General features: G+C 36.0%; 18 protein-coding genes. 8 read left to right on the forward strand and 10 right to left on the reverse strand.

Going from position 1 to position 22,568, the window contains the following annotated elements:
- Positions 1–5 precede the first annotated feature (5 nt).
- The 4 genes from AB8S09_RS01745 to AB8S09_RS01760 all read left to right on the forward strand — a co-directional run bounded on the left by AB8S09_RS01745 (position 6) and on the right by AB8S09_RS01760 (position 4,520).
- A complete protein-coding gene (locus tag AB8S09_RS01745; protein WP_294181607.1) occupies positions 6–1,487 on the forward strand; it encodes a sensor histidine kinase in 1,482 nt (493 codons plus the stop codon).
- Entirely contained in the window at positions 1,465–2,154 is a 690-nt protein-coding gene (locus AB8S09_RS01750) for a response regulator transcription factor (RefSeq protein ID WP_294181494.1), read from the forward strand. Before AB8S09_RS01745 ends, AB8S09_RS01750 begins: the two co-directional genes overlap by 23 nt.
- Before the next feature lie 315 nt (positions 2,155–2,469).
- The gene (locus tag AB8S09_RS01755; protein ID WP_367112676.1) at positions 2,470–2,634 is read left to right on the forward strand and encodes a DUF255 domain-containing protein; all 165 of its coding nucleotides are present in this window, start codon (positions 2,470–2,472) and stop codon (positions 2,632–2,634) included.
- Positions 2,635–2,642: 8 nt separating this feature from the next.
- Positions 2,643–4,520: a thioredoxin domain-containing protein gene (locus AB8S09_RS01760; RefSeq protein ID WP_367112677.1), complete on the forward strand. Its 1,878-nt coding sequence runs from the start codon at positions 2,643–2,645 to the stop codon at positions 4,518–4,520.
- Between the two features lie 59 nt (positions 4,521–4,579).
- Here AB8S09_RS01760 and AB8S09_RS01765 read toward each other — a convergent pair whose 3' ends face one another.
- Positions 4,580–5,152, reverse strand: coding sequence for a DUF3867 domain-containing protein (locus AB8S09_RS01765; RefSeq protein ID WP_294181496.1), 573 nt, complete (start codon positions 5,150–5,152; stop codon positions 4,580–4,582).
- Positions 5,153–5,321: 169 nt separating this feature from the next.
- On the opposite strand from AB8S09_RS01765, the gene AB8S09_RS01770 reads away from it, so the two are divergent.
- The 3 genes from AB8S09_RS01770 to AB8S09_RS01780 are packed head-to-tail and all read left to right on the forward strand — an operon-like array spanning position 5,322 to position 9,542.
- Positions 5,322–6,557 (forward strand): DNA recombination protein RmuC, encoded by a 1,236-nt coding sequence (locus AB8S09_RS01770; RefSeq protein WP_294181498.1) that lies wholly within the window; start codon positions 5,322–5,324, stop codon positions 6,555–6,557.
- 25 nt (positions 6,558–6,582) lie between these two features.
- On the forward strand, positions 6,583–8,262 hold the full coding sequence (locus tag AB8S09_RS01775) for a sensor domain-containing protein (protein ID WP_369868359.1): 1,680 nt from the start codon (positions 6,583–6,585) through the stop codon (positions 8,260–8,262).
- A 26-nt stretch (positions 8,263–8,288) separates the two neighbouring features.
- On the forward strand, positions 8,289–9,542 hold the full coding sequence (locus AB8S09_RS01780; protein WP_294181502.1) for a response regulator: 1,254 nt from the start codon (positions 8,289–8,291) through the stop codon (positions 9,540–9,542).
- A 22-nt stretch (positions 9,543–9,564) separates the two neighbouring features.
- On the opposite strand, the gene AB8S09_RS01785 is transcribed toward AB8S09_RS01780, so the two are convergent.
- From AB8S09_RS01785 to AB8S09_RS01820, 8 genes are all read right to left on the reverse strand, one after another.
- Complete coding sequence (locus tag AB8S09_RS01785; protein ID WP_294181503.1) at positions 9,565–10,311, reverse strand: DUF434 domain-containing protein; 747 nt, start codon at positions 10,309–10,311, stop codon at positions 9,565–9,567.
- 145 nt (positions 10,312–10,456) lie between these two features.
- Positions 10,457–11,494: a 4-hydroxythreonine-4-phosphate dehydrogenase PdxA gene (gene pdxA, locus AB8S09_RS01790; protein ID WP_294181505.1), complete on the reverse strand. Its 1,038-nt coding sequence runs from the start codon at positions 11,492–11,494 to the stop codon at positions 10,457–10,459.
- A gap of 65 nt (positions 11,495–11,559) precedes the next feature.
- Positions 11,560–12,882: a gluconate:H+ symporter gene (locus AB8S09_RS01795; protein ID WP_369868360.1), complete on the reverse strand. Its 1,323-nt coding sequence runs from the start codon at positions 12,880–12,882 to the stop codon at positions 11,560–11,562.
- Positions 12,883–12,958: 76 nt separating this feature from the next.
- Positions 12,959–13,939 carry a hydroxyacid dehydrogenase gene (locus AB8S09_RS01800; protein WP_369868361.1) on the reverse strand — a complete coding sequence of 327 codons (981 nt, stop codon included), beginning with the start codon at positions 13,937–13,939 and terminating at the stop codon, positions 12,959–12,961.
- Positions 13,940–13,965: 26 nt separating this feature from the next.
- Positions 13,966–14,841: a 4-hydroxy-tetrahydrodipicolinate synthase gene (dapA, locus tag AB8S09_RS01805; protein ID WP_369868362.1), complete on the reverse strand. Its 876-nt coding sequence runs from the start codon at positions 14,839–14,841 to the stop codon at positions 13,966–13,968.
- A gap of 49 nt (positions 14,842–14,890) precedes the next feature.
- Positions 14,891–16,195, reverse strand: coding sequence for a four-carbon acid sugar kinase family protein (locus AB8S09_RS01810; protein WP_369868363.1), 1,305 nt, complete (start codon positions 16,193–16,195; stop codon positions 14,891–14,893).
- Positions 16,196–16,212: 17 nt separating this feature from the next.
- Complete coding sequence (locus AB8S09_RS01815) at positions 16,213–17,376, reverse strand: iron-containing alcohol dehydrogenase (protein WP_369868364.1); 1,164 nt, start codon at positions 17,374–17,376, stop codon at positions 16,213–16,215.
- A gap of 239 nt (positions 17,377–17,615) precedes the next feature.
- Entirely contained in the window at positions 17,616–19,367 is a 1,752-nt protein-coding gene (locus tag AB8S09_RS01820; protein WP_294181518.1) for a sigma-54-dependent Fis family transcriptional regulator, read from the reverse strand.
- A 159-nt stretch (positions 19,368–19,526) separates the two neighbouring features.
- Between AB8S09_RS01820 and AB8S09_RS01825 the strand changes: the two genes are divergently transcribed.
- The gene (locus AB8S09_RS01825) at positions 19,527–20,438 is read left to right on the forward strand and encodes an AEC family transporter (protein ID WP_294181520.1); all 912 of its coding nucleotides are present in this window, start codon (positions 19,527–19,529) and stop codon (positions 20,436–20,438) included.
- Positions 20,439–20,539: 101 nt separating this feature from the next.
- Here AB8S09_RS01825 and AB8S09_RS01830 read toward each other — a convergent pair whose 3' ends face one another.
- Positions 20,540–22,567 (reverse strand): methyl-accepting chemotaxis protein, encoded by a 2,028-nt coding sequence (locus AB8S09_RS01830; protein WP_369868365.1) that lies wholly within the window; start codon positions 22,565–22,567, stop codon positions 20,540–20,542.
- Between the last annotated feature and the right edge of the window lies 1 nt (position 22,568).

Here is a 22,568-nt window from a genome sequence, read left to right on the forward strand (position 1 = left end):
TAAAAATGGATATAAAAAAACGCCTTATCATCTACAATAACCTGACAATAATAGTTCCACTCATGGTTACAGGTATAGTTGCCCTGATATTTATATTTGTTTCCTCAAAATTTTTCAACACCAATATAACTTACAATGATTTCAAAAAAGTTTCCATCGTAAAATCGGAATTGTTAGATGTAACCAACGATATAGCAAAATCAGGTACCAAAAGTATAAAGGGAGATCGGGAATTTCAAAAATATCTGACTGAAAAACTTTCCGCTGTAAACGGGAAAATTATAATAATCAAAAACGGAAATGTCGAATTTTCTTCACAGGATCTGGAGAAAATCGACATAGCAAAATCTTTGAGGGAATCGGACAGAAAGTTGAAAAATCATCTGCAGATAGATAATATTTACTATTCAATTGACAGATTCCCCTTGATATTCAGGGACGGAACTCCCGGTAAAGTTATATTTCTAGTTCCATCTGCAGTGAGATCGAATATTCTTAAAAATTTTATCATAACCATACTGCTTACATTTCTTATCAGTTTTGCTTCAATGAGTGTAATCATATCTTATATATTTTCCAAAAAGATACTGGAACCCATCACCCTTTTAAAAAAAGCTACGGCGGAAATAAGCCGGGGTGACCTGAATTTCAGAATTGTGGAAAGCGGAGACAGAGAGGTAAGGGAACTCTGTGCTGATTTTGAAAAAATGCGAATACAACTCAGGGATTCTGTGAGAATGAGGATGAAATACGATGAAAACAGGAAAATGCTCCTATCAAGCATATCCCATGATTTAAAGACCCCCATAACTTCTATAGAAGGTTATGTACAGGGAATTTTGGACGGAGTGGCAAGTACTCCACAAAAACTGGAACACTATTTGAAAACCATATATTCTAAAGCAGGGCAGATGAACTCCATGATAGATGATCTGCTCTTATATTCCAAACTAGATCTCAAACAAATTCCCTTCAATTATGAAAAAACAGATATTGTAGAATACTTCAACTATTATATTTCAGAAAATGAACCCGAGCTTGAAAAATCCAACATAAAAATCAAACTGGAAAATGATCTTAAAAATTCAAAATATGTTATGATAGATAGAGAAAGATTTATGAGAGTAATATTAAATATCATAGGCAACTCAAAAAAATATATGGACAAAACCCGCGGACAGATAACTATATTTTTGAGAGAAACCAATCTAAGTATTATAATTGAAATAAGAGACAATGGCTGCGGAATCAGCCAGAATAATGCAAATAAAATTTTCAACAGATTTTACAGGGAGGACCCATCGAGAAACAGTATAGATGGAAGCGGTCTGGGGCTTGCCATATCAAAACAGATTGTAGAAGGTCATAATGGAAAAATATGGGCTATTTCCCATGGAACCGATGGTACAAGCATAATAATATCCCTCGGTAAAATTGCAAATACTATGGACAAGAGAGGTAATTATGAAAAAAATTTTAATAATTGAAGATGATTTGAGCATAGCGGAACTCCAAAGGGATTACCTGGAACTGGAAGGATTTGAAGTTACAATATGTACAGATGGCATGGAAGGCTTAAATACACTCAAAAAATTCGAATTTGATCTTTTAATTCTGGACATAATGCTTCCCAAAATAGACGGATACAGTATTCTGCGCAGCATACAGGATAAAAAAGACATTCCCGTACTTTTGGTTTCCGCCAAAAAAGAGGAAATAGACAAGATAAAGGGTCTCACTTTAGGTGCGGATGACTATATCACAAAACCTTTCAGCCCAAGCGAACTGGTTGCAAGAGTAAAATCCCACATTAAAAACTATGAGCGGATAAAAAATAAATTCACTTTAAAGTTTTCCAAATTAAACATAAGAGGGCTCGAAATATTAAAGGACTCCAGGCAGGTATTCGTAAATGGAACTGAAGTTTTCCTGGCCCAAAAGGAATTTGATCTCCTTCTTTACATGGCCCAAAACCCCAACATAGTCTTCAGCCGTGAAGAATTATTCGAAAACATATGGGGACTTGACTCAATGGGAGACAATGCCACAGTCACAGTACATATAAGAAGAATAAGGGAAAAAATAGAGTTTGACCCATCACATCCGCAATATATAGAAACAGTTTGGGGCGCAGGATATAGACTTAGAAGCTGAACATGCGATTGCCAATTGACAATGTACAATTGATGAAAGTTTGCAGCTGTAAATCCTAATTTCACACAAATCCAGGTTCATTTCCGATTTCCGAATCATCAGCTGAAACTCCGCTCAAAATAAACCTTGCCACCAGTTCATTTCTACAAACTGGCACCGATTCTGCCCACTGTATTTGTTCACGATTTGTTCATGACCCCCGGGGGTTGCCTGTCCACTCCAATTTACATCTTTATATTCGAAAGGCTTGAGGCTGTTATATTATACTTTATTTAGGGTACACTATAATCAAGTTTAGAAAGAGGAGGTGGTGTTATGAATAATTCAACAAATATACCCAATAGATTAATTAATGAGAAAAGTCCTTATCTATTACAACACGCCTATAATCCTGTGGACTGGTTTCCCTGGGGAGATGAAGCATTTAACAAGGCTAAGTTAGAAGATAAGCCTGTCTTTTTATCTATTGGGTATAGCTGAATTGGTTCATGAAAAACACGTGTCACTGGTGCCACGTTATGGCTCATGAAAGCTTCGAAGATTCAGATGTGGCCAAAATACTAAACGATAATTTTGTCTCCATAAAAGTGGATAGAGAAGAAAGGCCCGATATAGACAGTGTATATATGAAAGTCTGTCAAGCATTTACAGGAAGTGGCGGGTGGCCTCTTACAGTAATAATGGCTCCGGATCAGAAACCTTTTTTTGCCGGAACTTATTTTCCAAATGAGGATATAGATGAATCTCTGGGCTTGAAAAGCATACTCGAATACCTTTCCTCAGCCTGGAAAGACAATAGAAATCAGCTGTCGGAGATAAGCGGCTCCATAATAAATTCAATAGCAAAATCAAATAAGAATCCCATAAGAGGTATTTCAAAGGACATATCACAAGAGGCTTTTTCTGAATTAAAGCACAGTTTCGACAGCCTGTACGGAGGATTTGGCAGTTCTCCAAAATTTCCTATTCCCCATAATCTTTTTTTCCTCATGAGGTATTTTTACATAACTAAAGACAGCTCCTCCCTTGAAATGGTGGAAAAAACATTGGACTGCATGCAAAGAGGCGGAATATACGATCATGTAGGATATGGATTCAGCCGCTATTCCACGGACAGAAAATGGATTGTTCCGCATTTTGAAAAGATGCTCTATGACAATGCACTGCTGGCCATGGCCTATACAGAAGCTTTCCAGATAACATCAAACAAAAGGTATTCGGAAACAGCAGAGGATATACTCACCTATGTTTTAAGGGACATGACTTCAAATAAAGGTGTTTTTTATTCTGCAGAAGATGCGGACTCCGAAGGTGAGGAAGGCAAATTCTATACATGGTCTCCGGAGGAAATAAAAAAGATATTGGGAGACAAAGACGGCAATAAATTCTGTTACTATTTCAACATAACACCTTCCGGCAATTTTAAAGGCAAAAGCATACCCAATCTAGTAGGTTCTTCCATTCCAAATGGAGACTTGAACTCCATGAAAAACTGCAGAAAAAAATTATTCGAAGTAAGAAAAAATAGGGTCCATCCATTTAAAGACGACAAAATTTTGACTTCCTGGAACGGACTTATGATTGCAGCCCTGTCTATAGCCGGAAGAGTTTTGAACAATAAAAAATATACCGCAGCTGCAAAAAAAGCAGTGGATTTCATTTTTAAGGAACTAACTGGAGAAGACGGGCGTCTGCTGGCAAGCTACTGCAGGGGGAAACCCTCCCCTGCCGGTTACCTGGACGACTATGCCTTCCTAATCTGGGGACTTATAGAACTGTATGAATCGACTTACAATCCAGAATACCTTGAAAAAGCTCTCGGGTTAAATGAAGATCTCATAAGATTTTTCTGGGATGAAAAAGACGGAGGTTTCTTCCTCTACAGCAGCGACAGCGAACAGCTGATCACCAGGCCGAAAGAAATATATGACGGTGCAATTCCCTCCGGGAATTCTGCAGCCCTGCTGAATATGATTAGATTGTCACATTTAACTCCGGTATATGACTTCAAGGATAAAATTGAAAAACTACTTAAAAACTTTGCCGGTGAGATAAACAGTTTCCCCTCGTCATATTCCTTTTTACTGTGCGGACTATTGTTTTACAAATATCCAACCAGGCAAATTATTCTATCGGTCGGCAGCAATACTGAAGACACGAAAAGAGCAGTGGCCCTGATAAACAAAAAATATAATCCATTTTCCATTTCAATTTTGTATTCCCATCTAAATGAGAATTTGGAAAATATATTTCCTTACATCAAGAATTACATGGCCATAAGGGGGAAAACCACCGTATACATCTGTGAAAATTTCACCTGCCGCAAACCCATTACAGACATGAATTTGTTGAAAGACATACTATAGATTCCAGAATCAAGGTGGTCCCTGTGGAAATATTTCCACAGGGACCACCTTCTCTGAAATCAATATTGAAAAGTTTTTGTATTTTCACATAGAGATACTTGAAGCTTTTTATTTTTCACCACTTTTTTATAAGAACATAAGAATTCATTCAATTCAGGATCTTTAAGATCTATTTTCCCGCCGCTCTTCAAGAGAAGTTTTTCATCACTTATAAATACATCCAAATCATTTAGGGAACTTTTTACATGATAGGTAACCATTACCATGCTTCCCATTTTGCTTTTATATTTATCCTGAAAACTCATCTTCTTCCTCAGGTCTTCATAATTATTACTGTCTTCCATGGAAGGCACATCAATGCCCATGCTTTTCATCTGCCTTGCCACATCTTCCATGTCAAATCCATATCTTTTCATAAGTTCCTTCTGGATATTAAATAATTTTTCCTGAGATATGTTGTTTTTCTCCATATATTCTTGAATATTTTTATAAAAATCACTCATAGAAAGTCTTCCCTGAGACATATCATAAGAAAGCCCATACACATAGTCTTCAAATTTCTGAACATCTTTTTCCCGGGCTTTATTTTTAATATCATTAAAATTTACAATTCTGCTTTCTTTATCATCCATAAAAATCCTCTCTCTTTCATATAAGATATTTTATCACATAAACCAACAGGCTAATACCCCTTTATATATTAATTTTATCAAAATTTGCAATACAATACTACTAAACTATTTATTTTCTAAAAAAACAATATTATAATTAATACAGTAGACTGACAAATGGAGTGATTTTATGGAAATTTTCATTATATTACTTATAATAGCAAATATAATTTTAACATTTACACTGCTTGTTAAGAGGAACAATAATATCAATTCAAAAGATATATCAAATTTGTTTACAAATATGGGCTCTGCAATAAAAGATGAATTTTCGAGAAACAGACAGGAAAACAGCTCTTTAAAAACCGAGAGCAATATGGAGCTTTCGAACAATCTTAAAAATATTTCCGATATACAGAAAAACCAGCTCGACAGTTTTTCAAAGCAGCTTTTATCACTTACAAATTCAAATGAAAAAAGTCTTAACAAAATGAGAGAAACAATAGAAACACGAATTCTAGGACTGCAAAACGAGAACAGTAAAAAACTGGATGAAATGAGAAGCTTGGTGGATGAAAAACTCAACAAATCTCTTGACAAGAAACTCAGCACCTCATTTTCATCCATAAGTCAAAGGCTGGAAATACTCTACAAGAGGCTGGGTGAAATAGGGAGCCTCGCAAACGGTGTCGATGATTTAAAAAGAGCCCTTACAAATATAAAGGTAAGAGGTATATTCGGAGAAATTCAACTTAATTCCATATTGGATGATATTTTGACAAAAGAACAATATAAAACAAATGTTGCAACAAAAAAAGGCAGCAGTGAAAGAGTGGAGTTTGCCATTAAAATTCCATCTAAAGATGAGAAAAGAGAGTTTATATACCTGCCTATCGATTCAAAATTTCCCCAGGAGGATTATCAAAAATTACTGGACGCGGAAGAAAAAGGGGACAAATCTCTATTTGAGCAATCGAAAAAAGCCCTTATTACCAGAATAAAATCCGAAGCCCAGGATGTCAATAAAAAGTATTTAGATCCTCCAAACACCACGGATTTCGGAATAATATTTCTGCCCACAGAGAGCCTCTATTCAGAAGTAGTAAAAGAAGCCGGCCTCATGGAAAAACTGCAGAGGGACTACAAGATCGTAATAACGGGTCCTTCCACAATTTCAGCCTTCTTAAACAGTCTTCAAATGGGATTTAGGACTCTTGCAATCGAAAAACGTTCCAGTGAAGTCTGGGAACTTTTAGGTGCTGTTAAAACTCAATTTTCCAAATTTGGCGGTATTCTTGAAAAAGCCCAGAAAAAACTTCAGGAAGCCAGCAATACTATAGAAACAGCTTCAAGAAAATCCAGAACTATAGAGAGAAAATTAAAATCTGTTGAGGAACTGCCTTCAGATAAAAGCAAATCCATTTAAATTCAAGCTGAAAGAAGGTTTAAGCATGCATGGTCATAATAAAGGAAACGAACAAATTTATTTAAGGGCTCTGAAAGGGGCAGATATAGTGCTCTGGGAATGGAATATAGAAAATAACACACTGTTTTTTTCCAATAATTTTAATCGTATAATTGAAAATATCGCGGGTGATTTCGAGGATCCCTTTGATTTTATTCAGAAAACTGCCGTCAATGCCGATATGGTAAGTGCAAAAAATGATCTCATATTTTTCCTCAACGGAAATGCTTCACTGTATAAAAGTGAGTTCAGAATTTCAACCAATACTGCAAAAGTAAAATACATATTCATAAGGGGAAAAGCTTTTAGAAACCAGCAGGGAAACATCAGCTCAATATCTGGAGCTATAAAAGACGTTACGGAAAAAAAGGCAATGGAAAAACACATAAATCACCTGGCATATTATGATTCCCTAACAGATCTCCCAAACAGACTCTTATTTGTAAACGACCTCAAAACAGCCCTGAACAATTCCTCAAAAGGTGCATTGATGTTCATAGACATAGATAATTTCAAACTGGTAAATGACACTCTCGGTCATGATTACGGCGATCTGCTGTTGATAATTTTTTCACAGCTGATTGTCGCCTGTATAAAAGGTTTTGGAAAAATGTACCGTATAAGCGGAGACGAATTCATGATATTGGTTAAGAAATTCAATTCACCTGATGAACTGCTCAAGTTATGTGAGAAGATATTCTGCTATTTAAAAAATCCATTTGAAGTCAAGAACAATGAAATACATGTAACAATAAGCATGGGAATCACCCTATTTCCAAAAGACAGCAGGGATATAAGCGAATTATACAAATATGCCGACCTAGCATTATACCGGGCAAAGGTTAAGGGGAAAAATACATTCACTTTTTTCCAGCGCAGTATATTCAATTCCTACCGCAGAAAAAATGATATCAAAGAGGAATTGAAAACTGCGATAAAAAATAGAGAATTTTATATACAATACCAGCCCCAGGTAAATACTGCAAAAAATCAGATAACAGGATTTGAAGCTCTGCTCAGATGGCAGAATTCGCGGCTCGGATTCGTACCCGCCTCTGAATTTATTCCCATAGCTGAAATGACAGGAAATATTGTAGAAATTGGAGAATGGGTCCTGGAATCAGTGTGCAAGACAATCTGTGAAATGGGCTCAAAAAACTACATATTAAAAAAGATCTCGGTAAACGTTTCCCCAATCCAGTTAAAGAAAGATGATTTTGCAGACAAATTCATAACTACATATGAAAAATACAATATTCCCCCTTCCCTGCTGGAAATTGAAATAACGGAGGGCACTTTAATAGATCTATTCAATTATAAAATTGAAACCATAAACAAACTTCTGAAAACAGGAGTCAAAATCTCCATAGATGATTTTGGGAAAGGTTATTCTTCATTAAATTACCTGACCACACTGCCAATAAATACAATAAAAATAGATAAGTCATTTATTGACAATATATATGATAAAAAAAATAAATCCATAATAAAATGCATGATTGATCTATCGAAATCATTGAATTATGAAATAATCGCCGAAGGTGTTGAAACCAAGAAACAGCTGAACTTGCTTTCAGAAATTGGATGCAATATAATTCAGGGATACTATTTCAGCAGACCACTTTCCCCGGATAAAGCGGAAAAATTTTTAATTGAAAAAATATAATATAATTTTGGGAGGAATTTAAACTTATGGATAAAACAAATAACAGAAAAAGCCAGAACAGATTTATAATAAACAAAGATAAATACGAAGAGTTATCTTCCCTATATAAAGAACTGTTAACCGTAAAGGAAAAATTGAAAACCAACTGCCGCGAACTTCATAAGGCCAGACAGGAGGTAAAAAATGCAAAAATGGAAACGGAAAATGCAAATAAAGCCAAAAGTCAATTTTTGGCCAACCTAAGTCATGAAATCAAAACTCCACTAAACGGCATCATAGGAGCTACAGAACTGCTTGAATTGATGAACATCGGAAAAGACGAAAGGACTTATATTGAAATAATAGAAAATTCTTCAAAGCACCTTTTGGATATAGTAAACAACATTTTAGATATATCCAAAATAGAAGCGGGCAATATCGACCTTTCCATAAAAGTATTCAATTTCAAAAATATGATAGACTTTTTCGTCCGGGAGGTTTCACTTGCCTGCGAGAAAAAAAATATAGGTTTTACCTACTGTATCGATTCTCTCATACCTTATAAAATAGCCGGAGATGAATTGAAATTAAGACAGGTGTTGATAAATCTGTTCAACAACTCACTCAAATTTACACAAAGCGGAAAAATATCCTTTAAAGTCAAACTATTATCCCAGGTAAGCGAAAAAATAGTCTTGAAATTTACCATAAAAGATACGGGCATCGGAATTAAAAACGAATCCTACAGCAAAAATTCCCCATGCAAGGGACTTGGACTTTCCATATCAAAAGAACTGATAAAGATTATGAACGGTGATATATGGTTCAAAAGCGTGGAGAACCAGGGAAGCACATTTCATTTTACCTCAGAGTTTTTCCTTGATTTCAGTGAAAAATCCAGCAACTTTCCACCCAATCCGGGAAAAAATAAAAACAAGACTATTCTCCTGGTAGAAGACAATGATATAAATATGAAAATAGCCTGCAATATGATAAAAAATCTAAATTACAGCTACAAATGCGCCTACACGGGAAAACAGGCATTGAAACTTTTAAAAGACATTCATGTGGATTTAATATTCATGGATGTACAGATGCCCGAATTAAACGGGCTTGAAACTTCAAAGATAATAAGGAAAAATGAAACCTACAGCCAGGAACATATACCTATAGTGGCAATGACTTCCTGCGGAATGTCGGGAGACAGGGAAATATACGACGAAAATGGCATGGATGACTATATTTCAAAACCACTTTCCCCCGGGAAGCTGAAAGGTGTCTTGAAAAAATTTTTAAAATAAAAACCAAAATTCAAAGCTCAGATCAGGACTTTGAATTTTGATTGTTTTCACCGCCCAAATTCACTATACGTGCACAAGGTACACAGTCATCTATAGTAGTCCTTGCAAGATTGCACCAGCTGAAACACTCGTCAAGTATTATGGAATCGCTTGTCACCACTCTATCCTTCTCATATAGAAAAGAATCCACATCATCCATAAGATTTACTTCCACACAGGCATGCCAATTTACAGAATATTCCAGTATAAATTTTTTCAGCCTGCCTGAATTTGACACACCCCGGTCAAGAAGAAAGTTTACCCTGCGAATCTGCATGTCATCAATCTTCCTCCCCACAGCATCCAATGCATAATCGGTTTTGTCAATAATACGATAAGTTCCTCTAAGTCCTGCCAGATCCCTGTAGGTTCCATCATTACACAATATTACGGGGGCACCTGAAAATGCCGTCTCCAATGTAATAATAAGATTAAATCCATCTATATACAGGCATTTGTCCTTCAAAGAATCAATGCAGACACATTTTGACTTCCTCAACTTCACCTCTTCAGAAGAAGCAGTTGACCGTTTTAAAGCATTTCGCTGCCGGACAGAAAATTGATAATGATTCCCAACCATCTTCAGAACGGGAGATACCTTGTAACCCCTGTCAATAAGCCATTCTATTTCCTGTTGAGCTTTTTGAAGCTTTGAAATGGATTCTTCTGAAAACCACCGTCTGTCCTCGGGATCGACTCCCCTGCTGACCTTTTTCAATTTACCGCACATAATTATTCCACACTACTTTCAATAATTAAAATATACATTCTCTTTTATTATAACCCATGACAATCAAAAGTTCAGACATTTAGATTCAAATTACAAAATACCCGGAGAATACGAATATTCCCGGGTATTTTTACATTGGTACAATTTATAATTTTCTGGAATTGGCAAGTTTAACGCCGTATTCTATGGAATTTACAAGGCTCTCTTCATTGGCCGTGCCCTTTCCCGCCTTTCCAAAGGCTGTCCCATGATCCACCGAAACCCTTATTATAGGAAGACCCAGAGTTATATTAACACCGCTGACCGAAGTCCATTTTTTTCTTTGCTCATCCCAGTTAAATCCAACAACTTTCATTGGAATATGTCCCTGATCGTGATACATGGCAACTACTATATCATACTGGCCTCCATTAGCTTTTGAAAATACTGTATCAGGAGGTATGGGTCCTTCGGCATTTATTCCAATTTTTCTTGCTTCTTCTATGGCCGGTTCTATTTCCTGCTTCTCTTCAAAACCAAACATGCCGTTTTCTCCCGCATGCGGGTTCAGACCTGCCACTCCAATTCTAGGACTGCATATTCCGAGATCTTTGCATGTCTCATTCGCAAGCTTTATCACTTCGAACACCCTGCTCTTTTTTACAAGATCACATGCCTCTCTCAGAGATACATGGGTAGATACATGTACTACCCTTAAACTCCCGCATGCAAGCATCATAGTATAATTTTTAGTTTTGGTATAATGGGCATATATTTCAGTATGACCGGAGTAATGAAATCCGGCGAGGTTCATCGCCTCCTTGTTGATAGGTCCTGTTATGGTAGCATCAATTTCTCCATGCAGTGCAAGTTCGATTACCTTTTTTACCGCTTCAAAACCGGCTTTCCCTGCCATAGCTGATACTTTTCCATAAACAAGCTGCTCCATATCCGTATTTTTGAGATCATAAACGTCCATAGTGCCATATCTAAATAATGCATCACCCACATTGTAAACTCTATTTACCTTCAAATCCACACCGGTGATCTTTATTGCTTGTACCATAACATTGGCATCACCTACAATAATAGGCCTGCACATATCATATATCTTCTTTTTCGCCAGGGTTTTGGCTGCAATCTCAGGTCCTATTCCCGAAGGATCTCCCATGGTAATACCCAATATTGGTTTTTTATTCTTCATCTGTTTCATCCTTTCACTAGTAAAGCTATTATATTAAGATTTTAACTATTTCATAACTTACTACATTAAATAAATATGTTAAGAATTAATACTCCAGCTAATCCACATAAGCTTAATATAGTTGTATAGGTACTTCTTGTCCTAAATGCATCACTTAATGGCATATTAAAGTATTCTTTAAACATCCAAAATCCAGGATCATTAACATGCGAACAAATACAACTACCAGAAGCTGTAGCTAGAACCATAAGTTCTGGATTTACATTTCCAAGTGAGAGCAGAGGTAATACAATTCCTGCTGCCGCATTTACGGATACTGTAGCAGATCCTATACAAATTCTTAAAGTTGCCGCAATTGACCATGCCAATATTAATGGTGAAACATTTAAACTTCCAACTATGTTTTTAATATAATTTGCCACCCCTGCATCAACAATTACCTGTTTAAAGGCACCCCCTGCACCAATTATTAATATAATCATTGCAACAGATTTTACTCCTTCAGAAAAGCTTTTCATTATTTCATCGGAGTCCTTACCTCGCCTTATACCTAGTACAATCATAGAAATTAGAACTGCAATCAGTAAAGCAATTGGGGCATCTCCAAAAAAAGCCGTATAAACTAATATTTTTGATGTTTTAGGCAGTATTATTTCAGCAAACGTATTAAAAGCCATTAAAACTACAGGTATTAACGCAATGGATAAACTACTTGAAAAGCTTGGCATTTCCTCATCAGAAAACACTCTTTCAGCAGTTAATCCTTCTGGTATAGAACACTTTGCATTTCTTACAAGCTTTGTTTTTGAAAACAAAATTCCAACTATTAAAGCAGCAGGAATTGCTATTATAATTCCCAATAACAATGTCTTTCCTACACTTGCATTATACATATTAGCTACAGCTGTTGGGCCAGGATGGGGCGGAAGAAAACATTGAGTAACAGATAGCCCAACGCTCATTGGAAAACCGGCCACAATCAACGGAACTTTCGTTTTACTAGATATGCTATATACAATAGGAATTAATAAAACAAAAGCAGGTTCATAAAACATCGTAATTCCAAGAATAAAAGCGGTAATCATCATAGCCCACTGAATTCTTTTCAACCCGAACTTTTGAACTAAAGTCATAGCAATACGCTGACCCGCTCCACATTCATCCAACATTTTACTAAACATAGCACCAAAAGCAACAATAAGTGCAATACTACTAAGTTGTCCACCAACGCCATTATATATTGATTTAGTAACTTTTAATATTGGCATTCCTTCCATAATACCAACAAATAATGATACTACAATTAGCGAAATTAACCCATTGATTTTAAAGTGAATCATAAGTATAAGCAACACTATAATCCCTATTAAAACTATTAGCAATGGCATAACATACCCTCCAATTATAATTTTTTTACATATTAATTGACCTGCAACTAAATTTTTATATCAGCTGCACAATATATTAATGAATATTTCTCCATTTGGGATGGTTATATACCTCCTTATTTGCGACATATTCATATTTTTTATTATCTAAAATATCAAGTACGCCTTTTGCAGCCATTGTAGCCATAGCAGCAGCAGCTTCTTTAGTTTGAGCCGCCATATGGGGAGTAACAATAACATTTTTGAGTTTGAAAAATGGACTTTCCTTACTTAAAGGTTCATTTGAAAACACATCCAATCCGGCACTATGTATTACATTATTTCTTAGAGCTTCAATTAAATCATTTTCATTAACTATCCCTCCTCGAGAACAATTTATAATAACTGAATCTGATTTCATGATATTCAATTCTTTTTTGCCTATCATTCCCCTAGTTTCGCCTGTAAGTGGTACATGTATTGAAACTACATCTGACTTTTGTAAAAGTTTTTCCAATCTGTCTTCATATTTATAACCACTTTCCTCAATGATTTCACTTTTTACAAATGGATCAAATACAACTACTTTCATTCCTATATTCTGACATAACTTCGCAACTTCACGGCCTATATTTCCAAAACCTACAAGACCCAGAGTCTTACCCAAAAGCTCAAATGCTTTATAACTACTCCTTATTCCAAAATTACCATTTCGCATTTCAAAATCACTGTGCACAATATCTTTTGATGCAGCAAATATCAAACCCAAAGTATGTTCTGCAACAGAACGCGTATTAGCCCCTGGAGCAATAACAACAGGAATTCCCTTTTCAGTAGCTGCATCAATATCTACATTGTCTACACCAACTCCAGGTCGAGCTATAACTTTTAAATTTCTAGCCTTCATAATTGATTTTCTATCAATATGACCTATTCGAATTATAAAGGCATCAGCATCAACCAAATCAGACTCTATTTCTTCCGCATTTCCGTTATTAGTTATTTTAATATCTACATTTCCCTCTAGAAGTTTCATTCCATCTTCATAGAGCCTATGTGAAATAACTACTTTTTTCATTTTCTCACCTCCTGAGATCCAATATTTTATTTATATAATTCTAAAGCTTTCTTTAGTGCCGAATCCAATTTATCATTAACCCCGCTTACAGGTCTTCTAGCTAATCCAACTTTATACCCAAGAAAACTCATCCCTCTTTTTATAACAGAATTAGGGTTGCCCATCTGCATAACATCTCTTATGGGTCTCAATTTTTTTTGTAAAATATTAGCTTGAACAATATCTCCTTTTTTCCATAATTTATATATTTTAGCCAACAACTCAGGAAACAAGTTTGAAGTTCCAGCTATTGCTCCACAACCTCCAGCCATCAAAGTCCATAATATCAAAGAATCATTACCCGATAGTATTGACAATCTTTCATCTGTATTTTCTATATATCTCAGAGTATTGTCAAAATTTCCACTACTATCTTTAACTCCTACGATGTTTTTATATTTTGCCAACCTGGCAACAGTCTTATAGTTTATATTATTACCTGTCCTTCCTGGTATATTATAGAGTAAAATGGGTAGATTAACATTTTCAGCAATTTCACTAAAATAATTATATATATCTTCTTGTGTAACAGCTACATAGTACGGTGACAGAATTGATAAAGCATCTGCTCCAAGTTCTTTAGCTTTCTGGGATAAACTTATAGTTTCCCTCGTACTTATACAACCTGTACCTACATATACTGGAACTCTTTTGTTAACCTCATCGACAGTTATTTTTATCACTCTTAATTTTTCTTCATTATTTAGTGCATATGCCTCTCCATTCGTACCAAGACAGAATATACCATATATTCCGGCTGATATTAGTCTATTAATCTGAAACCTTAATTCCTCTTCGTTGATTTCCTCATTCTCCATCATAGGAGTAATTATAGGAGTAATTATACCTTCTGGCTTTAACATTTTACCAATCCTTCCTTTATCAAATTATTTATTTTTATTTTTTATAATCTTAGTTATTATCTATAATCTTCACCATGTCTCCCCGTAAAACTAAAATAGCTTTAACCATAGCCATTTTAGAGCCAAAACTTCCCGCTTTCGTTACGGCAAAAATTTTATCTTTATTCTTCAACATTCCAAACGGTATTCCGGGTTCCACTTCCCCCAGCAGCTTGAATTCGCTGGCATCCAAGTTGTCAAAAACCTGATAAGCTATATCACCTCCCGTAACAAACAGACTCTTTACTTTGAATTTGTCAATTATACATGCTGATATTTTTCCCAAAAATCTTGAAATCACATTGCTGATTTGAATTGAGCTATACCCATTTTCCATTCCTGCTTTCTGGGTTTTTTTCACCTCACTGGAGGAAAATACGGCAATATTCTTATTCAAGTTTACAGAATCAGCTGTCTTTTTCATTATTCTATTCCATTCATCTTTTCTATCCTTGTCATTTAAAATAATTTCTGTAGATTTAACCTCTATTCCCACCGTGTCTGTACAGTACAGCAATTCATCCAGCTGTTCTCTGCTGGATTTACTTACGCTCCCAATTACAAATAAAACCCTGTTGGTATTTTCAGGAACTTCAGCTGCCCTGCCAGTTTCTTGCTCAAGTCCGTAGGCAGATGGTAAAAATTCCATAAGTCCTGCAGAACCGCACCATATGACAGAAAATTTAGTCATTTTTATAAAAGAAATTACATTTTTTAGATCATTCTCATCAACTGTATCTACTGTGATATAAGATATACTGTTATTCTTGAAATCAACCAAGCATTTAAAAACATGCTCATATCCCTTAATCAAATCATTATGGGAAATGTGACCTACCTTCCTATCGGATTGTCTTCCAATCAACCGGTATATAACAGAATCCTCCACCGGTGTCTTGGGATCCTGTGCTACCTCCGTTTCAACTAATTTTTTATTATTTAGATAATAAGTCCCGTTTATCACCTGCCTTTTATTTTTGGGATAGGCCGGCACAATAATAACAAAATCTCTCTGAAACACATCCTGCATGGCATTGATTTCCTGTCCAATATTTCCTCTCATTGTAGAATCTATTTTTTTATAAATTATGTCAAAAGGCTTGTCCTTTAAATATTCGGAAACATATCTCACCCGTTTATAAGCTTCATGTTCAGATACATCACGGCTATTTGTATTATATATAACTGCATCATTTTGTTTTAAAGACAATTCGTTCCAATCTAAAATTACGGAAACATTCAATCCATATTGAATCAATTGTCCTCCACAATCACTGGCACCCGTTAAATCATCTGAAATAACTGCTATTTTCATCAATTTTCTCCGTCTGCCTATCTTAATAGTTTACTGTAGATATTCTCTATATCTTTTACACTTAATTTTTTAGGATTATTATCCAAAAGCCGGGTAACTTTAGAAGCAGATATAGCTAGTCCATGAATATCTTCTTTTTTAACTCCATATACACTTAAATCCTGTGGAATATTCAAAATCTCAATCCATTCTCTCAGGCGCTCTATTACCTTTTCCGCAGTTTTATCCGCAGGAAGATTCTCTTTTATTCCCATAGATCTAGCCACGTCACAGAGCCTATCAGCAATACAGTCCATATTAAATTCCATTACATGGGGCAAAAGCATTGAATTTGCTACACCGTGTGCTATTTTGAATTTTCCTCCAAGGGGATATGCAAGTGCGTGAACTGCAGCTGTCCCCGCAGCCGTTAACGCCATGCCGCCGTAAAGTGATCCCAAAATCATATTTTCTCTTGCTCTAATAGATCCGCCGTTCTGATAGGCCTCCACTATACTGGATGATATCAATTTTATTGACCTGAGTGCAAACATATCGCTTATCGGATTGGCCTTATTTGAAATATAGGATTCAAGAGAATGAATAAAAGCATCCATGCCAGTAGAGGCAGTAACAGATTTAGGAAGCCCAATTGTCAAGCTGGGATCTACTATCACAAGTTTGGGAAGTAAATATCTGCTTACCATACCTATTTTCAGCTGTTCTTCCGGAAGAGTGACAATGGCATTTGGTGTCACTTCAGAGCCTGTCCCTGCAGTGGTAGGAATTAGAACTGTAGGAATTCCCGGATATTTGACCAAATCCGTACCTAAAATTTCTTTTATGGAATTATTATTTGTCTCAAGTACTGCCAGGATTTTTGTAGTATCCAGGACACTTCCACCTCCTACACCAATTAACAGGTCGTAATGTTTTTTTCTGATATTGCCTGATATATCCTCTATGCTTTTTACAGTGGGCTCCGGAATAATATCCGTATTGACATCAGCCTTGATTCCAATTTCATCCAGCTGCTTAGTTATGATATCTACAAAACCTAAGTTTTGCATGGGTTTTTGAGTAACAATCAGTGCTCTTTTGACTTTATTTCCTACAACGCCTATATTTTCTTTCAGGGTTTCAATGGAATTTTCACCTGCAACAATATTATCCGCCGTCTTAAATCCATATATTTTCTGCATACAATACTCCCTCGCTTTCAATGATATTTATATTCGCTTTTTATAAAATTTAATCATTATAGCTATAATTCCTTTTAATTCCACTTAAATTTCCTCCTTTTCTATGAAACATGTTTCTTATCTATTTAGCTATTATGTTTTAAATTAAAACATAATAAAATCGATTACAGCTTTTATTATATATGTATATGTTTTAAATTGCAATAGTTATTTATATTTTTTTGTATAAAAAAAAGGCGCTATTGCAATTTGCGCCATAAAGTGGAACGACTTATGCCAAGTTTCTTTGCCGCTTTGGATTGATTCATTTGATTTTTCTTCAATATTTTCTGAATAATATTTTTTTCAATTTCCTCGAGGGTTCCATTAAGCTCCACGCTATCATTCTCCATGTCAGAGCCGCATGGCATATTGTCAAGTGCCTCCCTTACATCATTCAATTCTATATAATCATTTTTACAAAACATAACTATTTGCTTTATTGTCTTTCTAAATTGAAGCATATTTCCCTTCCATTTATGTTTTTTTAATTCTAAAAGCGCATCATTTCTGATCCCCACAATTTGTTTCCCGTAAAAAGTATTATATTCATTTATAAACAACCTGGCTAAACTGCCCATTTCATCAATTCTATCCCTAAGAGGAGGAATTTTTAAAGTAACGGGCGAGATCTTATAATACAAACTCAAGCTGAATTTATCTTTTTCCACTATATCATCTAAATTATCCAGGGATGATATTATAAATTTAGAAGCAATATTCCCATTGCAATCCAGGAATTCATTCAGCAGATTCTGGCTACTTGGGGACAATTCCTGTATATCCTTAAAATAAACAGTGCCTGTATCTATATTTAAAATATCACTGTTGGAAATAATTCTACCTAAGTCCCCTTCTGAAATCAAATTACAATCCAGGGTGACAAAGCTTCCGGATTCAGCTTCATATCCAAAATGTAAAAATTCCGCCAAGTCGTCTTTTTCAGTTCCCCTTTCACCTAAAATCCATATTGGTACGTTTGTGCCCTTGCACCTATCCACTTTTTCCAATATATTTTTCATATATCCGCTTTCCAGAAGTAAAGACAAAGTTTCACCTGTACTGCTGTTCTTTATAGCAACTCCGGGGATCTTATCCCTTGAATAACCTGATATCCTATCCAGAAGAAATACAATATAGACTTTATTTTCTTTTTTTATCTGGTTTCCATAAACCTTCCACGCAAAGTTATCAAGTTCAATTACAGTATTAAATTTATCCCCGTTTAGTATTGAATCCATCCACTCTTTTTTTATAAAATCCAGGCCGCCCCCGAATATACTGTTAAAATAGGCATTGGAGTAGACACACTTGAAAGCCCCATCAAAAACCACAATTCCTCTCTCTGCCTGTTCAACGACAGCTGCCGGTATCATCTGCTCCATTCTAGCTTTTTTTAAAACTTTATAAATTTTTCTGGCATCATTGAAGGATTTCAAAACACTTTCCCTGCCGGACGTAAACAATACCGTATTAAATCCCAGTTTTTTTGCTTTCCGGGTAGTAACCACATCCCCGATGATTACCTGGTAATCCCTCTTGCTGATTTCCTGCAGCTTAGGCACTACTTCATCTTCACTATGAATAACATAATTGGGAATATCCACATTAAGTAATGAACAGATGGTAGCTGCTTCCTCGGATATCTTTGGAAACCCAACGATAATTGCCCTTCCCTTCAGGCCGCTTGCAAGAGTTACCACCCGCAGTATGTCATAGCCGGAGACTTCTATATCCACTACAGGAATATCTACCTCCCTTTGTATGAGTTCTGCAGTTCCACCCCTGCTTATAATAATATCGGCACTCATTCTCTGTGCTTTTTTTGCTATTTCCACCCCCAAATCCAGATCACCAACTTCTGCCTGCAGATCAATATCTTTTTCATTTTCAGCCAGCTGAAGAATTAATTCTTTTAATCCATTATAGGGAGCAATTGCAAAAACCTTCATATCTTTTCCTCCTGTTTCAATTTAAAACACATTCCCATTATATCAGAAAAAGCTGTAACTTCCTAAATTAATTTTCCACAGATTCCATTGATTGTTTGACTTTTACAGCAATACTTGCTATGCTAATCAACAGAAATACAATTTTCAGGAAGGTTCAATATGGGAGTCAATACGGTAATAACACAGATAATATCGTTATTTTTAGTTGCCCTTGTAGGATTCTATGGGGGAAAAAAGAACATAATAGACGAAAACTTTTCAAATGGATTGTCCAAGCTGTTGGTAGAAATAACAACTCCTTTTCTAGTTATCTCTTCCTTTAGTTTTTCCTATGGTCCCAATATGAAAAACAACGTAATAAAATCCTTCATATATAGTTTTATAATATTCGCACTGACCCCTCTTTTAGTAAAGCCCCTCCTTCTCGTAATTGATAAGGGAAAGAGAAACACCCTCGAGTTTGCAATGATGTTTTCAAACTGCGGCTTTATGGGATTTCCCGTGGCACAAAGTGTTTTTGGAAAGGAAGGCGTGATATACGCTGCCGTTTTCAACATGCTCTTCAGCATTTTCGTGTGGACTTACGGTGTAATGCTCTTTACCAATACCAAGAGTCTCGGGGGACTTAAAAAATGCCTAAAAAATCCTGGAATAATTTCTTCCTTCATAGGACTTATAATAATGATATTTTCAATAAAGATACCTGCAGTATTCATGAATACTATAGATATGGTGGGAGGACTCACCACGCCGATATCCATGCTCATAATAGGGAGTCTTCTGTCAAGGAGCGAGCTCAAAAAAATCATAAAGGACAGGAGTCTGTATTACGGATCATTTATAAAACTTATACTTTTACCTGAAGTACTCTATTTTATTTCAATTCTGTCCGGCGACAATTCCACCGTCATAAAAACCCTCATTCTGATGCAGGCCATGCCTGCCGGTGCCTTTACCACAATTTTTGCAGAAAATTTCAATAAGGACAAGGAATATTCAGCTTTCATAGTTTCTTTTTCCTCACTGCTCTCCATAATAACCATACCTTTGATAATAAAGCTGTGTTTCTAGCAGGACCCGGCATTTACATTTTTTATCCTAACGCTGCCATTGCCATACTCCCAGCTTCTCAAAGTGGGAGATAAGTACTGCTGCGCACCTGAACCTAAAAATCACTTTACGGTGAATTTTTTAACGGAATCTGTCATAACTTTGGCGGTACTGCTCAGCTTATCCACAGAAGACGATATTTCTTCCGTAGATGCACTTACCTCTTCAGAAGTAGCCGACACCTCTTCTGCCGAGGCAGATACCTGCTGTGCCGTAGAAGATGCGCTTTCAATCCTTCCGACTATCTGATTTTTTTTATCATCTATTTTTGAAGCCGAACTGCTTATCAGCCTGGCTTCTGAATCCACAGTACCCACAGCCTTTGAGATGCCCATAAAAGCTTCAATAGAATCCCCGACCGCATCTATCTGCTGTTTCAATTCAATATTGACATCTCCTGCAGACTTTACCATCAATTTCGTGTCATCATATATTTTTTCTATCAAATGAGCTATATTGCCGGCAGATTCCTTGGATTTTTCCGCCAGTTCTCCTATTTCACTCGCAACTACTACGAAGCCCTTACCTTTTTCTCCAACTCTGGCGGCTTCTATAGAGGCATTCAAGGCAAGGAGATTAGTCTGGTCAGTTATATTGTCTATAACATCTACAATACTATCTATCTGTTTTATGCCTTCATTCAAATTGTTGATTTTATTCATAAAATCCTTGAAAGAAGTACTTACACCATTTATGGAATCCTTTAAAATTTTCATCTTGTCATTGCTGTCCATTGACATTTCATTTATATTCCCGATACTCTTATACATCTCCTGTATAGACTTTACAATGTTTTCAATTTCCAGTGCAAAATTATTTACTATGGAGTTGATTTTATCCAGATCTTCCGCCTGTGACTCCGAGCCTTTGGCAACTTCCTGTATGGTATCCGCCACGTTCTGCGACGAAGATGCAATTTCATTTGAAACCGAGGACAGGTTAACGGATTGTTCCTCTACACTGCCGGAATTGCTTTTAACATTGTCAATAATACCGGATAGATTTTCAATCATCTTGTTAAACCCGGAACTCAATTTTCCTATCTCATCATCTCCGGATATGTCAGACCTCACAGTAACATCGCCCTCAGCCGCAGTATCCATAGAAACCAGTAATTTTCCAAGAGGGGCAGTGATATTAGAAGAAAACTTAAGTCCTATAAAGATTGCAAGAAGTGCTATAACCAAACCAATCGCAGAGTTTATAAAAAGTATATTTCTTGTATCTTTATTTACTTCGCTCATATTCTGGGATGCTGCCAAAATCCACTTGACGCCGGGTATCACAATATATCCAGATAATTTTTTACTTCCATTATACTTATAGGTTCCCACACTGCTTTCAACATTCTGCCCGTCTTTAACCCTGTCGGCAACACTTTTTATTACATTATTTTGCACAGGTTTCAATATCTTATCCTTGTCGGGATGGGACAACATCATGCCGCGGCTGTCTACCATATATGCATAACCCGTAGAGCCAAATTTTATTTTGGATAGGCTTTTAGTGAAAAAATCAGTATATACGGTATTGGCAATAACACCTATAACCTTCCCGTTTTCATCTTTTACCGGTGCCGCGAAGACAATCACCGATTTTCCCTTTATCTTTGACTTCATAACATCGCCTACGCATTCTCTTCCTGAAATTGCCTCCTTGAAATATTTCCTGCTGCTCAAATCAACTTTTACATTATCCGGATCACTATCACAGATTATCATGGCACTGGAATCTACCAGAGAGAGATGTTGATGATCTTTAAGTCTTTGGAATTTTTTCTTCAGTACCAGATCGGCCGGACTTTCACCAGTACCATAGTTCTTGAAAAATTCGTCCCTGCCTTCCTGCTGCCTTGTCTTAGCTGCATCTACAATCTCCTTCTGCTGTGAAAGCATGTATGCTTCATTTTTTTCATTTTCCACAATATCGTTTACATGGTTTGAAACTAAGCTGGTACTCAGACTCATATTATTTTTACTGCTTTTTAGCATTGCCCTCGAGTTTACAAAATAAACTGTTAAACTTATAACAATTATTGGTACAGCTACTATAAACAATACAAACAACGGCATCTTCTTTTTAATTTCCATA

This window comes from Clostridium lapidicellarium, assembly GCF_041224415.1.
Classification (GTDB): Bacteria; Bacillota; Clostridia; order Clostridiales; family Clostridiaceae; genus Clostridium_B; species Clostridium_B lapidicellarium.

Bases quoted from the DNA above. Each gene is read 5' to 3' on its own strand.
- AB8S09_RS01745 (WP_294181607.1), top strand. From the start codon at position 6: ATGGATATAAAAAAACGCCTTATCATCTACAATAACCTGACAATAATA.
- AB8S09_RS01750 (WP_294181494.1), top strand. From the start codon at position 1,465: ATGAAAAAAATTTTAATAATTGAAGATGATTTGAGCATAGCGGAACTC.
- AB8S09_RS01755 (WP_367112676.1), top strand. From the start codon at position 2,470: ATGAATAATTCAACAAATATACCCAATAGATTAATTAATGAGAAAAGT.
- AB8S09_RS01760 (WP_367112677.1), top strand. From the start codon at position 2,643: ATGAAAAACACGTGTCACTGGTGCCACGTTATGGCTCATGAAAGCTTC.
- AB8S09_RS01765 (WP_294181496.1), bottom strand. From the start codon at position 5,152: ATGGATGATAAAGAAAGCAGAATTGTAAATTTTAATGATATTAAAAAT.
- AB8S09_RS01770 (WP_294181498.1), top strand. From the start codon at position 5,322: ATGGAAATTTTCATTATATTACTTATAATAGCAAATATAATTTTAACA.
- AB8S09_RS01775 (WP_369868359.1), top strand. From the start codon at position 6,583: ATGCATGGTCATAATAAAGGAAACGAACAAATTTATTTAAGGGCTCTG.
- AB8S09_RS01780 (WP_294181502.1), top strand. From the start codon at position 8,289: ATGGATAAAACAAATAACAGAAAAAGCCAGAACAGATTTATAATAAAC.
- AB8S09_RS01785 (WP_294181503.1), bottom strand. From the start codon at position 10,311: ATGTGCGGTAAATTGAAAAAGGTCAGCAGGGGAGTCGATCCCGAGGAC.
- pdxA (WP_294181505.1), bottom strand. From the start codon at position 11,494: ATGAAGAATAAAAAACCAATATTGGGTATTACCATGGGAGATCCTTCG.
- AB8S09_RS01795 (WP_369868360.1), bottom strand. From the start codon at position 12,882: ATGCCATTGCTAATAGTTTTAATAGGGATTATAGTGTTGCTTATACTT.
- AB8S09_RS01800 (WP_369868361.1), bottom strand. From the start codon at position 13,939: ATGAAAAAAGTAGTTATTTCACATAGGCTCTATGAAGATGGAATGAAA.
- dapA (WP_369868362.1), bottom strand. From the start codon at position 14,841: ATGTTAAAGCCAGAAGGTATAATTACTCCTATAATTACTCCTATGATG.
- AB8S09_RS01810 (WP_369868363.1), bottom strand. From the start codon at position 16,195: ATGAAAATAGCAGTTATTTCAGATGATTTAACGGGTGCCAGTGATTGT.
- AB8S09_RS01815 (WP_369868364.1), bottom strand. From the start codon at position 17,376: ATGCAGAAAATATATGGATTTAAGACGGCGGATAATATTGTTGCAGGT.
- AB8S09_RS01820 (WP_294181518.1), bottom strand. From the start codon at position 19,367: ATGAAGGTTTTTGCAATTGCTCCCTATAATGGATTAAAAGAATTAATT.
- AB8S09_RS01825 (WP_294181520.1), top strand. From the start codon at position 19,527: ATGGGAGTCAATACGGTAATAACACAGATAATATCGTTATTTTTAGTT.
- AB8S09_RS01830 (WP_369868365.1), bottom strand. From the start codon at position 22,567: ATGGAAATTAAAAAGAAGATGCCGTTGTTTGTATTGTTTATAGTAGCT.